Origin of the sequence: Virgibacillus siamensis, from assembly GCF_900162695.1 — a bacterium.
GTDB lineage: Bacteria > Bacillota > Bacilli > Bacillales > Amphibacillaceae > Lentibacillus > Lentibacillus siamensis_A.
On the sequence record NZ_FUIH01000007.1, the window covers coordinates 1,505,212 to 1,518,679 of the forward strand.

Here is a 13,468-nt window from a genome sequence, read left to right on the forward strand (position 1 = left end):
TCTAATACTCCTCCCTGAAACGACGGGTAATAAATTGTGACAGCAGATTCATCAATAAGGTGAAAACAAACAAAGTCATTCCAACAGCGTAGATGCTGTAATATGTGGTTGACCCGTATGAAGCATCACCCAAGCTTACCTGCACAATATATCCCGTCATTGTTTGAATCGATTCCATCACATCCAGCGTTAATTTTGGAGTTGACCCTGCAGCTACAGCAACAATCATCGTCTCCCCGATTGCCCGTGATATCCCCAGCACAAATGAAGAAATAATTCCCGACAGTGCAGCCGGAACGACTATTTTCAGCGCAACTTCCAGTCTTGTTGCCCCCATCGCCAGTGCACCCTCCCTCATTGCATTCGGAACTGACCCCATCGCATCTTCCGACAGAGATGCAATCATTGGGATAATCATGATTCCTACCACGATTCCAGGACTAAGTGCATTGAAAATTGGCAGACTTGGAATGAGCTGCTGTAAAACAGGAGTAACAAAGGTCAAGGCAAAGAAACCATATACAATAGTAGGAATACCAGCTAATACCTCCATGATTGGCTTCACGATTCTACGTACTCGGTCACTAGCATATTCACTTAAATAAATTGCCGAAGCAATTCCTGTTGGGATAGACACTGCCATTGCTATGCCAGTAATTAACAATGTTCCAGAAATAAGGGGAAGAATTCCAAAAACCGGTTCCGTGCCAAATGGCCACCATTCGGTTTCGGTTATAAAATCAAGGAAAGATACCCGATCGAAAAAAGTAACGGTTTCCACTAATAATGTGACAACAATTCCAATGGTTGTCAGTACCGAAATAACAGCACACATCATTAAAAATACCGGAACTGCTTTTTCATTGAATCTGAGCATAAAACGATTTGAGTTTTTTTCGTTAATCATTTTTTTAACGTCAATAGCCATACGTAATACTCCTCTGCAAAATCTTATGATTGGGTTGAATGACAATAGGAAAGCGAGGTGAACAGCAGCCATTCACCTCTCTCATAATCCTGTTTCCGGAATACTTCATACGAGCTTATTTACCGGCTATGTTTTCGATTTTCTTTATGTCCTTTTTATAAGCTTTTTCAGGTTTAGCAACATATCCAACAGCTTCTGCCATTTTACCGGCATGTTCAAGGGTGTACTTCACAAAATCATATACAGATTCATTTTTCAGTGCTTCGTTTTTTACATAGATGTACAATGGTCTTGAAAAAGGATTGTACGTACCGGATTTAATTGATTCATGACTTGGCAATACCGGGCTTCCCTTACTGTTTACAATTGGTACTGCTTTTAATTGGTCTTTATTTTCGGCATAATACGCATAGCCAAAATAGCCAATACCGTTTTTAGATCCTGTTACACCTTGTACCAAAACATTGTCATCTTCCGAAAGTGCAGCATCTTTCCGGATTTGTCCTTCTCCCAAAACGACTTCACTGAAATAGTCGTAAGTTCCGGAATCTGCACCGGGACTGAAAAATTTTATTTCTTCATCCGGCCACCCTTTTTTAATGTCCGACCATGATTGAACTTCCCCTTTTTCACTCCACATTTCCTTCAACTGCCCAACTGTCAGTTTATCAACCCAATCATTCTTTTTATTGACAACGATTGACAGTCCATCAAGTGCGACTTCAAATTCCGTATATTCAATTCCTTTTTCTTTCAGTAATTTCTTTTCTTCTTTATCAATCGGACGGGAAGCATTTGAAATATGAGTTTCTCCGGCGATAAACTTTTCCAATCCGCCACCAGTACCGGAAACACCTATATTCACTTTCGCATCGGGATTCTTTGTCTGATATTCTTCGGCAATCCCCTCCAAAATCGGGAAGACAGTAGAGGATCCATCAACCATAATTTCTGTTTCATTACCGTTACCTGTTCCTTTACTTCCTTCCGCATTCCCACATGCTGCCAATAGCACTACTGTCAGAGAAATGAACAGCGATACGAAAATAGTCCTTCTTCTCAATTTAAAGCCCCCTGTTATGGTTGTTGTCAGGAAAGCATACTTCCTTTCCTGCAACTCCATCATAAAGGACCAGTGTTAATTACCTGTTAACTGCTTGTAAAAAATACGTAAAAAAAGCCTGAACCCATGCTGCAGGTTCAGACTTGACGAAATGGAAACTTATTTCCCGTTATCTTTTTTTAATTCAAAATATGCATCCAAAATACCCTCGCCAACCAATTTACTTACCGGATGTTGGGCTGCCACTACGCCACCCTTTGGAACCATAACGGCAAACGCTACTTCCGGATGGTTATATGGAGCATAGCCGACAAGTGAATGATTCTCTGCATCCATAACCTTTTTGCCATCCTCATATATATCACTCTCCGCTGTACCCGTTTTTCCGGCAGCGGTATACGGTTTCCCCGCGAAATAGGATGCTGCAGTTCCGCCAACTTCCTGATAAACCCTCCGGAAGCCTTCCTGTACACGATCCAGATACTTATCTTCCATCGTAATTTTATTCAACACTTCGGTATTAACACTCTTATATACCGGTCCTAAATCTTCCTCATGAGGAACCGGGGTTCTTATTGATTTCAGGAAATGCGGCTGTACGCGATATCCATCATTTGCAATAGTTGACACATATTGGGCAAGTTGCAGTGTTGTATATGTATCATACTGACCAATTGCAAAGTCCAGCAGGTTACCTGCTTTCGGATCCGGACCTTCATAGCCAACCGATTCATATGGAAAATCAACGCCGGTTGAAACACCAAGACCGAACTGACTGAAATAGTTCCGAATTTCCTGGAAGGCAGATGGATCAAAATTCAATTTTTCATTCGGCTGGTAATTAAAATCCCCGCCCATCCGCATTGCAATATAGAACATATACACGTTGGACGACCGTTTCAGTGCGTTCACATCATTAATCCAGCCAAGATTCATATATGAGCTTTTCTCTGGTGTTCCAGCAATTTGAATTGGTGCATCATAAAACGACTGGCCAATATCAATAACGCCTGAAGCATAACCGGAAAGCATGGTAGCACCCTTAACTGCGGACCCCGGCTCATGTGCTGCATACAGCGCTTTAAGCCCTGCATTTTCAAATTCATGTTCCTCGCGGTTATAATGCTGTCCGGCGATTGCCAGCAGTTCCCCTGTTTGGGGATTCATAACTACCGCAAATGCATCGTTCATGTAACGATTTTTATACGGATATTTTTGGATAGCCGTTTTCAGTTCTTTACGCAAAATTTTATTTACTTTCTTTTGCAGTTTCATATTGACCGTAAGAACGAGATCTTTCCCGCGCTGACCTTCCACGACTACTTCAGAATCAATCACCTTTCCGTCATTATTCGTCGTATATTCAATTTTTTCTTTACGGCCTCTCAGCAGTTCTTCATACTGTTCTTCCAGGCCGCTTTTTCCAACACGATCATTCCGTTTATATCCTCTTGATAAATAGTACGATTCCTTCTCAGCGAGAATACCCTGGGATTGGGAAGTAATTGATCCAATAAAGTTACTGAATGTTTCACCGTACGGCTTAATCCGCTCCCAGTCAGTAGTAGCGTTTATTCCATCCAGCATATCCAAATGCTCGGACACTTTAGCAAATTCTTCAGGTGTTACACCTTCGTTTTTAATAACATGCGGTGTTAAGGTCATAGCCTGGTCCATTTCTTTTTTAATAGCCATTACTTCAAGCTGTTTATCGGTAAAATCATCAATCTCATTTTTTTTAATTCGTTTTAAAATGGTATCGTACTCTTCTCCATTATCCATTTTTTCAATTTCTTTTTCCGTGATACGGCTTTTGGCTTCTTCCATATGTTTCAGGTACCAATATTCCTTTTTATTTCGTTCCGTTACACCATAATCCCCGTCTTCTTCCGGCATGGAAATAAATTGTGACAGTTTCTCAGCTACCTTCAGCCTGTCCTCTGCCTGTATCCCTTTTGCCGGTGTATACGTAATCGAATATAATGGTTTATTTCCAACAATTAAATTATGATTCCGGTCAAACATTCGACCTCTCGGAACCGGAATTTGTGTATACTCCTTCACAGTTTTGTCAATCTCTTCCTGAAACTCTTCCCCATTCAGGATTTGAACAACCCCGAGCTGTAAAACCAAAACAGAGAACAGTAAAAAGACGATGAAAAACAATATATTTAAGCGAAAGGGAAGCTGTGCTTTCTTCTTTCTCGTCTTCTTTTGAACCATTGATCTCCCCCTAAATAAGAACTTCCAAGTAAACCTATTATAGCATTAATCACTGGAAATTCTAAGAGGATTATCGATCTTTTTCATCGGTTAATTGCTCTTTAATCATGACTTCTTTCTTATGCGGACTTCCGAGAAATATATCTTTCACAAATAGGTAAATAAACAAATGACCTGCCCCAAATACAACAAGCAGCCATGGAATAATTTTTTCAGCAGGAACGAGAGAAATAGCAATAAGGAAAGATAATATTGCCACTACTCTCCCGATATTTACAAACAATTCCCTGACGACAATATATTCTATCCGGAAATCTTTCGCCTTCCATGCTTTTCCAATAACATCATATGTCAAGGAGACATACGGGACATTAATTATCGGATAGGCAATCCCGATCAATACTGCATATATAATCAGCTTAAAGTAATTAATGTCAAATAGAATAATGTATATGGAGACATACAACAATATAGCACCGGCCAAAATAGCTTTTTTTCTCATTGATGGCTTAATCCATTTGGTGACAATAAAATAAAAAACGAGTGACAACCCGGATAAGAATAAATTAAACATCCCAAGAGCAAATTCACTTTTCGTGATCAAATACACCCAAATCGCAATCACAAACAGGAAAATCCCTTCGCGGAGCCCTTGAAAGATATGGGCATTCAAAATTTTACTCCAATTTTTATTATGTCTTTTCTCAACCAGCACCCGTTTAAAATAAAATGACCCTTCTGCCTGTCTGCGTTTCAGGAAAAAACTGCAGACAACTGCACTGATAAACAAACCGAAAGAGATTGTAAATATTGTTGTATAACCAATATTGGCAGGCATTTTCAAAATAATGGTACCTGCCAGCAGCGGACCAATCATTCCTCCAAACGACTGGAGAATACCCAAGAAACCATTGAAAAAATCCCTTGATTCCGGTTCAGTTATTTCAAATGTCAATACGTTAAATGCAAGCCAATAAAATCCATAGCCGATCCCTAAAAGGCTTCCTAGAAGAAAATTATACGTAGACGCATCCTCCGCAATAATGAGGACGCTCAAAAAAAATAGGGATAAAACCGTTACCCCTACCCTAAGTACAATCACCCTATCGACCTTTTTCGCAACCTTACCGGCAATGATGAATGTTATCGGCTGCAATAAATAAATCCCCAGATTGTACATTGCAATCGTGACGTAATCACCGGATTGTTTCCACAAATAAATATTAACAAATGTGTTAGACAGAAATATTCCGAGTGAGTATAGTCCGCCAATTACCAGCAGGAATATTAAATCCCTGTTTATATCCACTTTGCCAGCTATATTCTGAATACTTTTGTGCATATCCATTGCTCCTTTAACTGCTATTAGTTTGAGCAAAAAGCAAACAGATATGCAGGGATATTATATTCAAAAAAGGCACGGATACTATATACCCGCGCCTTTCATTGCTAATATTTATTTATTTTGCCGCATCGTAATTTTTTGCAACTTCATCCCAGTTTACTACATTCCAGAATGCGGAAACATAATCAGGGCGTTTGTTTTGATATTTAAGGTAATAAGCGTGCTCCCAAACGTCCAGTCCAAGAAGCGGTGTTTTACCTTCCATCAATGGGGAATCCTGGTTTGGTGTGCTTGTTACTTCCAGTTCACCATTGTTCACTACAAGCCAAGCCCAGCCGGATCCGAAACGGCCTTTTGCAGCTGTTTCAAATTCTTCTTTAAATTTGTCAAAGCTGCCGAATTTGCCATTAATTTTATCAGCAAGTTCACCTGTTGGTTCGCCGCCGCCATTTGGAGACATTACTTTCCAGAATAAGCTATGGTTGGCATGTCCGCCGCCATTGTTACGAACAGCAGTACGAATATTTTCCGGTACAGAATCAATATTGCTTACAAGATCATCAACTGATTTACTTTCAAGATCCGCTTTTCCTTCTACAGCGGCATTCAATTTTGTAACATAAGTGTTATGATGCTTAGTGTGGTGGATGTTCATTGTTTCTTTATCGATTGTTGGTTCTAAAGCATCGTATGCATAAGGTAGTTCTGGTAATTCAAATTTTGCCATTATTAATTCCTCCCACAAAAATATGTTATTTAAAGGAATGAATGAAAATTCAACCTTTTAATCAAAGCGTATCAGAGCAATCCATGACTTGCAAATTATATGCATAATTTAGCGAAACTTTGCCTTTGCCTTCTATCTTTTATCAAAAAAACAAAAACAAGCGTTATGCCCGTTTTTGTTTTGGGATGGCTCCGGACGGAATCGAACCGCCGACACAAGGATTTTCAGTCCTTTGCTCTACCGACTGAGCTACAGAGCCGTGATATTATAGTTAAATGTTTAATTACTGCTTCCTGAGCCTGGCTCGTCGTCTGTTTCATGCGGCTATGCTCTGAACTAATCAAAATATGTATGGAGGAGGTAGAGGGATTCGAACCCCCGCGCGGTTTGACCCGCCTGTCGGTTTTCAAGACCGATCCCTTCAGCCAGACTTGGGTATACCTCCAGTGAGTAAATGGTGGACCCTGCAGGATTCGAACCTGCGACCGATCGGTTATGAGCCGATAGCTCTAACCAGCTGAGCTAAGGGTCCGTATTAAATTATAATGGGGCGACCGGTGGGGATCGAACCCACGTATGCCGGAGCCACAATCCGGTGCGTTAACCGCTTCGCCACGACCGCCGTTTTATGTAATTGAAATGGTAGCGGCGGAGGGGATCGAACCCCCGACCTCACGGGTATGAACCGTACGCTCTCGCCAGCTGAGCTACACCGCCATATGGCTCCACAGGCAGGAATCGAACCTGCGACCGATCGGTTAACAGCCGATTGCTCTACCGCTGAGCTACTGTGGAATAATAAAATAAGGTACGACAATCCAACAAATACGATTAGCTTATGTAAGCAGCTTTTCCGTTGCAAAAAATAACAATTTTTTTATCAGCAACGAAATATAATTTACCATGTACGACAGAATCTGTCAATAACTTTTTATGTTTTTGTCTGCCGTTGACGGATGATTGAACAACAATATTTACTATAGCATGTTTACCTGTTGTTTTCAATATAAAATAACAGGTTGGCCATAAACAAATTGAAAATAGCTAATTCAAAAATAAAACCGCATGGAATCGTACTTTTAATTTCCGATTCCATGCGGTTCGTTTTATAAATCCCTTTTGCTTACTCTCCTAATACTTCTTCTGCAATGTTAACAGCATGATCGCCGATTCGCTCAAGATTGCTGATAATATCCACAAAGACAATCCCTGCAGAACCATTGCAAAGTCCTTCATTCATTCGAATAATATGTTTCTTGCGATACGTACGTTCCATTTTATCAATCTGATCCTCTTTCTGGATAACAGCCAGCGCTTCTTCCCTGTCATCTGAATCGAGGGCTTTAACAGCCTGTTTTACTGTCATAATCGTCAAATCAAACATATTGTTCAAGTCATCTTGCGCCTGTTCAGTTAAATTTACTTTATTTGATATTTTATAATCAATCAGCTCGATAATATTTTCAAAATGATCACCAATTCGCTCAATATCCCGTACAGAATCCATCAATGCCGTATGTCGGGCACTTTCCAATTCCGACATGGATTCTCCGGATATATTAACCAGATATTCCGTTATTTTCTGATCGAGGTTATTTAATGCACCTTCAATCTGCATAGCCATTTCTGAGTGCTTTTGTGAATTTGTTGTGAGATACTGGTTGGTTTCTTCCAGACCTTGATACGCATATTCACCCATTCGGATAATTTCAGCTTTGGACTGATCTAATGCCAATGAAGATGACTGCTGAATAAAAATCGGATCCAAATGCTTCGGTTTGTACTCAATAATGGTATCTTCGCCAGGAATTAATTTGGTTACAATCCAGGCCAACACAGCAATAAATGGAAATTGAATAATTGTATTGGCAATATTAAAGCTTCCATGTGCAAACGCAAGTGTCATTTCCGGATTTAAATTCAGGCTGGACTGCAGGAACACTACATAGTTTGTAAATACACTCAATAGGATTAGAAATATAGTGGTTCCGACCAAGTTAAAAATAACATGGACAAACGCTGCACGTTTTGCCGCAATACTTGTACCAATTGAAGCCAGCACGGCCGTTACCGTTGTACCTATATTATCACCGAATAAAACCGGTATTGCAGCTTGCAATTCAATTGCTCCTTGAGCAAACAACCCCTGTAAAATACCAATGGTTGCACTGGAGCTTTGTACAACAACTGTAAATATTGTACCAATCACTACACCTAAAATAGGATTATCACTCATGCTAACCGTTAAATCATGGAAAATTTCCAAACCTTCCAGTGGAGCCATCGCATCCCCCATGAATTTCAATCCAAGGAAAAGTGCCCCGAAACCAAATATTGCCTGTCCAATATTACTAATTCGCTGACTCTTAAAGAAAAAGATCAGGAAAGCCCCGACAGCGACAATTGGCAGTGCATAAGCTTCCAAATCAAAACCGATAATAAATGCTGTGACGGTTGTACCAATATTGGCCCCCATAATAACACCAATGGCTTGTCTGAGTGTCATAAAACCGGCGTTCACCAAACCCACTGTTAAGACCGTTGTACCGGAACTGCTCTGAATTAGTATGGTTACAACCATACCTGCAAGTACACCCAAAAATGGATTGCTAGTAAATTTATCAAGTATATCCCGGAGACGATCCCCTGCTGATTTTTGCAGCCCGTCCCCCATAAATTTGATCCCGAGCAGGAAAATTCCAAGCCCGCCGACAAATTCAAAGATCAGCTGTTGTACATCGATATCCAAAAGTTAATCCGTCCCTTCCCAGAAGTTAAAATCTTTTCTATCCTCCACCATTATTAAAAAATAGCGGTTATTTGTAAAGGACTAGTATTGAAACTTAACATTAATTTTACATTCCGCAATTTGTATATAAATTATGTACCGCTCCAGGATTCTCATGCAGCACAAAAAAATACCCATGAACAGTGTTTCATGGAGTATTTTTTTCCACCTTCGTATTCACTTTTTCAACAAGAATTCGAGTGCCATCGACCTGTACAACTTTTATTTTGGTTTTTTCCGGAATCCATTGTCCATTGGAAATAGCACTGTAATATTTATTATGAACCTGAATTGTACCAACCGGTCGAAGGTTACTTAACGCTTCCCCTTCCTCTCCCAGCAGGTTTTCATATTCCGAGTTCATCGAATTATATCCTTTTTCAGATGTCAGCTTATCCACAAGTGTTATCTTTGACCACATATCTCTTCGTTTGAATACCTTTAAAAAGAATAAGGAAGAACCGCCGCCAACCAGAACACCAATTACTGCATACAGACCCGCATTCAGATTTGGTGCAGTTATTGCCACCGCAATCAGCATACATGCTAATCCCAGTGTGGCAAGTGTACCGTCATTTACCAGTTTTCCATCAATAATAATCAGTAATAATCCTATAAAGTACACAATAAGCATGATGATAAAGGAACTTGTCTCAAGATAAACTGCAAAATACATCGTGATAAAAGCAATCCCCATCAGTCCGAAAAAACCTCGCATGTTCACCAAAATTTCCCCGATTAAAAAAAGGGTTCCGAATCCGGTAATGACAAATCCGATCCATTCCAATGAGAATATATCCATAAACGCGCCTCCCTTCTTCTCAATATATTTACGAAAAGGTACCGGAAAATGTTTCAAAAAAGGAGAAAGTTATGATGAATACATTTGTAAAAATTGGTCTATATACATTGGCATTATTGTTTACCGCAAGTTTATACAAAGATTTAACTGTCGGAACACCAATCCATTCTGATACATTAAAACAGGCAGAAGTTGTCTCTGATGACGTTATAAATTCCATGGCGGCGCATGTAAGAGTCATGAAGGGTGAAACGGTTCTATCCATTGTTGAAGATTTAAACGAAGAATCCATACAGGAAATAAATATAAATCAAATACTAAACGATTTTAAAAAGCTTAATCCCGAAACGAAACCGTTGGAAATTAAAGCAGGCAGTTATTATTATTTTCCCCTGTACAATAGAAAAGAGGCTGATTTGTAATAATAATCAGCCTCCCTCCTCTACACAAATGGAAGAACAAAGAGTGTAATCACAATGGATGCAGCTCCTGCAATAATGGCAATATTACCAAGTGTGTCCGCATCCTTGCTTCTTGAAATGAAGCCTAAAATGATCCCAGCAGCACCTAAAATGATCGGCATAACAAAGAATGAAATGACTGATAATGCAACACCTATCCAGCCATATACACTGTTGATATCACCTTCGTCATGATCTACTTCGTTCGTAACATCATCAGCTGTCATTTCAGCCGCAAATTCTTCATCGCGTTTACTTTGTGTCTCACTGGCATTAATTCCTTGCCCGTTCATATTGGTGTCCGCAATATCCTGGGTATCAAAACGGTGATTATGGTCGGTTGTATTGTAATCCGGCCTTCCGCGGGATTCATCCATAAACAATACCTCGCTTTCCTTTTAATGAGGTGCAAGCTTAGTTTATGGAGCATCGTCAAAAATAATGATGTTATTTACTGGTACACGTTCTTACCCATACCGTGCATATACTGTTTGAAGCAATCAATAATAAAGGAGACTTTCGATGTCAAATTTTTTTAAATCGATTATTTTGAACAAAATGAAACACTTGTCCGCACATGAACTGCTCCACTACAGCCAACAATATGGATTTAACATAGATCCACACCAGGCAAAGCAAATTGAATCCTATTTACGTCAAAACACGGTTGACCCATTCAGTAAAAAAGGCCGTAAAATAATGTACAACGATTTGGCACAAATAACGGATAGCCAAACAGCTAATAAAGCCCAGAGGTTATTTGAAAACATCATAAAAGAAAATGGACTGGAATATTTATTTTAAAAAAATCACGCAAGATTACCGGGAATTCCCATCAAATAAATAATATCAAGGACCAACACCAATTAAGTATGGCGTTAGTCCTTGATACTTTACTGTTTTACAATTTTATCCTTCAGATCAGGAATGAACGTTCCTTCTTTGATCATTTCAATTTCGAATTTATATGGCGGCTTTTTATTCTTTTTATCTTCGCCGACATAAGGAGTTTCCAAAATTTTCGGCAGTTCTTGTAATTGCGGGTGATGGATTACATAATGAAGGGCCTCGAAACCGATATGGCCAAACCCGATATTTTCGTGTCTGTCCTTCTGTGCCCCTTGAACATTCTTACTGTCGTTTACATGAACAACCTTTAACCGATCTAGACCGATTATTTTATCAAATTTATTAAGTACACCGTCAAAATCCTCTGTTACATTGTACCCTGCATCATGGATATGACAAGTATCCATACAAACCGATAATTTGTCATTGTGTTTGACGCCATCAAATATCATAGCAAGTTCATCAAACGACCTGCCGATTTCCGTTCCTTTTCCAGCCATCGTTTCCAAAGCGATTTGCACATCTTTTTCCTTTTCCAGTACCTCATTTAAACCTTCAATAATCTTTTCAATCCCCTTATCTGCTCCCGCGCCAACATGGGCGCCGGGATGAAGGACAATTTGTTTGGCACCAAGTGCAGCTGTTCTGTCAATTTCATTACGCAAGAACGTTACTCCCAGTTCAAAAGTTTCCTTTTTAAAGGTATTGCCTATATTGATAATATAAGGTGCATGGACGACAATATCCTCAATTCCATTTTCCTTCATATGCTGTTTACCTGCTTCAATATTCAGATCTTCAATCGGCTTTCTTCGTGTGTTCTGTGGTGCACCGGTATAAATCATAAATGCATTAGATCCGTAAGATACAGCCTCTTCACTTGATCCAAGCAACATTTTTTTCCCGCTCATTGATACATGTGAACCAATTTTTAACATCTTCCCCACTCCTATTTTTTCCTTTTTGGTTTCGTTTTTTTAGCAAGTTGTTTTTTTATTTGTTCTTGCTGTTTTTTCATCTTTTTCTTATAACCGGGTTTTACTTTTTTGGTCCGTTTCACCTGTTTCCATGCCTGCTGATCGAGGTCAGTCGATGATTTTGTCCGATTTCCCCGTTCATTCCATGATTTTGCATCACGCCATGATCCATTTTTTACGTCACAATACGTAAATTCCAGACCCTTTTGTTCCAGTTTCTGAATCAGTTTTAAATCATCATCACCGTATAAGCTGATGGCGGTCCCTTCCAACCCGGCCCGGGCAGTCCTTCCTGTACGATGAATATAAAATTCCTCTTCTTTCGGAAGCTGTGCATTGATTACATGACTGACGCCCTTGATATCAATCCCTCTCGATGCCAGATCTGTAGCAACAATATACTGATATCGTAAATTTTGGATATCTTTCAGCACTCGTTTACGTTCCCTCGGTTTTAATCCGCCATGGATGATACCCGTCTCCAAACCCTTTTGCTGAAGATTTGCCGCCAATTTATCAGCCAGATCTTTTCCATTTGTAAAAATAATTGCCAGATAGGGATGAATAGCTTTCGATATGTCCATTATAATATCAGCTTCATCACGGTGTTTTTGGGCAATTAAACGGTGTTCCATCTTTTCGGGTGACGGCAGATTATCAATTTTGACATGCAGCGGATTTTCGAGATATTTTCTGAAAAAATGCTCCAAACGCTGCGGTATTGTTGCGGAAAATACAAGAAGCTGAATATCCTCACGGGATCGTATCAGCAATTGGTCGACATCGTTGATGAAACCTAAATCAAGCATAAGATCAGCCTCATCAATGACAAACGAATCAGCTTTATAAATCGAAATAGTATCATCTGTAACAAGATCCAATATTCTGCCTGGAGTCCCTACGATAATATGGGGCGGCTGTGACAGTTTTTCAGACATCTTCTTTTTATCCGTTCCACCAACCAATAATTTTGCTTTCCATTTATTATCCATTCCTGCAAATTGAATAATTTTTTTAACTTCCTCATGAATCTGCATTGCAAGTTCTCTAGTTGGTGCAGTTATTACCAACTGAATCTCCTGCCTGTTTTCGTCAATTTTATTGAAAAGCGGGAGCAAATACGCATGTGTTTTTCCTGACCCCGTATGCGACTGTCCGATAACACTTGTACCATTCAGGATGTCGGGTATTATCTTTTCCTGTATTTCCGTCGGTTTATTAAATTGCAGTGCTTGGATTGCTTTTTGAATTTCCTGTTTAAAAGGAAACCTTTCAAATTCATTTTGCATATGAGTACTCCTTCTG

12 protein-coding genes and 6 tRNA genes are annotated in these 13,468 nt (G+C 39.6%); 2 read left to right on the forward strand and 16 right to left on the reverse strand.

Annotation, left to right across the window (positions count from 1 at the left end):
• Position 1: 1 nt before the first annotated feature.
• From pstC to B1K71_RS11435, 13 genes are all read right to left on the reverse strand, one after another.
• Positions 2–928 carry a phosphate ABC transporter permease subunit PstC gene (pstC, locus tag B1K71_RS11375; protein WP_077326997.1) on the reverse strand — a complete coding sequence of 309 codons (927 nt, stop codon included), beginning with the start codon at positions 926–928 and terminating at the stop codon, positions 2–4.
• 115 nt (positions 929–1,043) lie between these two features.
• Positions 1,044–1,991: a PstS family phosphate ABC transporter substrate-binding protein gene (locus B1K71_RS11380; protein WP_245799251.1), complete on the reverse strand. Its 948-nt coding sequence runs from the start codon at positions 1,989–1,991 to the stop codon at positions 1,044–1,046.
• 159 nt (positions 1,992–2,150) lie between these two features.
• The gene (locus B1K71_RS11385; protein ID WP_077326999.1) at positions 2,151–4,214 is read right to left on the reverse strand and encodes a peptidoglycan D,D-transpeptidase FtsI family protein; all 2,064 of its coding nucleotides are present in this window, start codon (positions 4,212–4,214) and stop codon (positions 2,151–2,153) included.
• A 70-nt stretch (positions 4,215–4,284) separates the two neighbouring features.
• Positions 4,285–5,556: an MFS transporter gene (locus B1K71_RS11390; RefSeq protein WP_077327001.1), complete on the reverse strand. Its 1,272-nt coding sequence runs from the start codon at positions 5,554–5,556 to the stop codon at positions 4,285–4,287.
• Between the two features lie 118 nt (positions 5,557–5,674).
• Positions 5,675–6,286: a superoxide dismutase SodA gene (gene sodA / locus B1K71_RS11395; RefSeq protein WP_077327003.1), complete on the reverse strand. Its 612-nt coding sequence runs from the start codon at positions 6,284–6,286 to the stop codon at positions 5,675–5,677.
• A 186-nt stretch (positions 6,287–6,472) separates the two neighbouring features.
• Positions 6,473–6,545 (reverse strand) — tRNA-Phe (locus B1K71_RS11400).
• 93 nt (positions 6,546–6,638) lie between these two features.
• A tRNA-Ser gene (locus tag B1K71_RS11405) sits at positions 6,639–6,731 on the reverse strand.
• Between the two features lie 10 nt (positions 6,732–6,741).
• Positions 6,742–6,818, reverse strand: a tRNA-Ile gene (locus tag B1K71_RS11410).
• Positions 6,819–6,832: 14 nt separating this feature from the next.
• A tRNA-His gene (locus tag B1K71_RS11415) sits at positions 6,833–6,908 on the reverse strand.
• A gap of 18 nt (positions 6,909–6,926) precedes the next feature.
• Positions 6,927–7,003 (reverse strand) — tRNA-Met (locus B1K71_RS11420).
• Between the two features lie 3 nt (positions 7,004–7,006).
• A tRNA-Asn gene (locus B1K71_RS11425) sits at positions 7,007–7,081 on the reverse strand.
• 328 nt (positions 7,082–7,409) lie between these two features.
• A complete protein-coding gene (locus B1K71_RS11430; protein ID WP_077327005.1) occupies positions 7,410–9,035 on the reverse strand; it encodes a Na/Pi cotransporter family protein in 1,626 nt (541 codons plus the stop codon).
• 187 nt (positions 9,036–9,222) lie between these two features.
• The gene (locus tag B1K71_RS11435; RefSeq protein WP_077327007.1) at positions 9,223–9,876 is read right to left on the reverse strand and encodes an NfeD family protein; all 654 of its coding nucleotides are present in this window, start codon (positions 9,874–9,876) and stop codon (positions 9,223–9,225) included.
• Between the two features lie 74 nt (positions 9,877–9,950).
• Here B1K71_RS11435 and B1K71_RS11440 point away from each other — a divergent pair, with 74 nt between their 5' ends.
• Positions 9,951–10,298 (forward strand): hypothetical protein, encoded by a 348-nt coding sequence (locus B1K71_RS11440; RefSeq protein ID WP_077327009.1) that lies wholly within the window; start codon positions 9,951–9,953, stop codon positions 10,296–10,298.
• A gap of 20 nt (positions 10,299–10,318) precedes the next feature.
• Here B1K71_RS11440 and B1K71_RS11445 read toward each other — a convergent pair whose 3' ends face one another.
• Entirely contained in the window at positions 10,319–10,714 is a 396-nt protein-coding gene (locus B1K71_RS11445; RefSeq protein ID WP_139343326.1) for a hypothetical protein, read from the reverse strand.
• Positions 10,715–10,859: 145 nt separating this feature from the next.
• Here B1K71_RS11445 and B1K71_RS11450 point away from each other — a divergent pair, with 145 nt between their 5' ends.
• Positions 10,860–11,141 (forward strand): DUF2624 domain-containing protein, encoded by a 282-nt coding sequence (locus tag B1K71_RS11450; protein WP_077327011.1) that lies wholly within the window; start codon positions 10,860–10,862, stop codon positions 11,139–11,141.
• 89 nt (positions 11,142–11,230) lie between these two features.
• Here the strand turns inward: B1K71_RS11450 and B1K71_RS11455 are convergent, their stop codons facing one another.
• Positions 11,231–12,124: a deoxyribonuclease IV gene (locus B1K71_RS11455; protein ID WP_077327013.1), complete on the reverse strand. Its 894-nt coding sequence runs from the start codon at positions 12,122–12,124 to the stop codon at positions 11,231–11,233.
• An 11-nt stretch (positions 12,125–12,135) separates the two neighbouring features.
• Entirely contained in the window at positions 12,136–13,452 is a 1,317-nt protein-coding gene (locus B1K71_RS11460; protein WP_077327015.1) for a DEAD/DEAH box helicase, read from the reverse strand.
• Positions 13,453–13,468 lie beyond the last annotated feature (16 nt).

Excerpts from the sequence above, each read along its gene's own strand:
- pstC (WP_077326997.1), bottom strand. The coding sequence starts at position 928 with ATGGCTATTGACGTTAAAAAAATGATTAACGAAAAAAACTCAAATCGT.
- B1K71_RS11385 (WP_077326999.1), bottom strand. The coding sequence starts at position 4,214 with ATGGTTCAAAAGAAGACGAGAAAGAAGAAAGCACAGCTTCCCTTTCGC.
- B1K71_RS11390 (WP_077327001.1), bottom strand. The coding sequence starts at position 5,556 with ATGCACAAAAGTATTCAGAATATAGCTGGCAAAGTGGATATAAACAGG.
- sodA (WP_077327003.1), bottom strand. The coding sequence starts at position 6,286 with ATGGCAAAATTTGAATTACCAGAACTACCTTATGCATACGATGCTTTA.
- B1K71_RS11435 (WP_077327007.1), bottom strand. The coding sequence starts at position 9,876 with ATGGATATATTCTCATTGGAATGGATCGGATTTGTCATTACCGGATTC.
- B1K71_RS11440 (WP_077327009.1), top strand. The coding sequence starts at position 9,951 with ATGAATACATTTGTAAAAATTGGTCTATATACATTGGCATTATTGTTT.
- B1K71_RS11445 (WP_139343326.1), bottom strand. The coding sequence starts at position 10,714 with ATGGATGAATCCCGCGGAAGGCCGGATTACAATACAACCGACCATAAT.
- B1K71_RS11450 (WP_077327011.1), top strand. The coding sequence starts at position 10,860 with ATGTCAAATTTTTTTAAATCGATTATTTTGAACAAAATGAAACACTTG.
- B1K71_RS11455 (WP_077327013.1), bottom strand. The coding sequence starts at position 12,124 with ATGTTAAAAATTGGTTCACATGTATCAATGAGCGGGAAAAAAATGTTG.
- B1K71_RS11460 (WP_077327015.1), bottom strand. The coding sequence starts at position 13,452 with ATGCAAAATGAATTTGAAAGGTTTCCTTTTAAACAGGAAATTCAAAAA.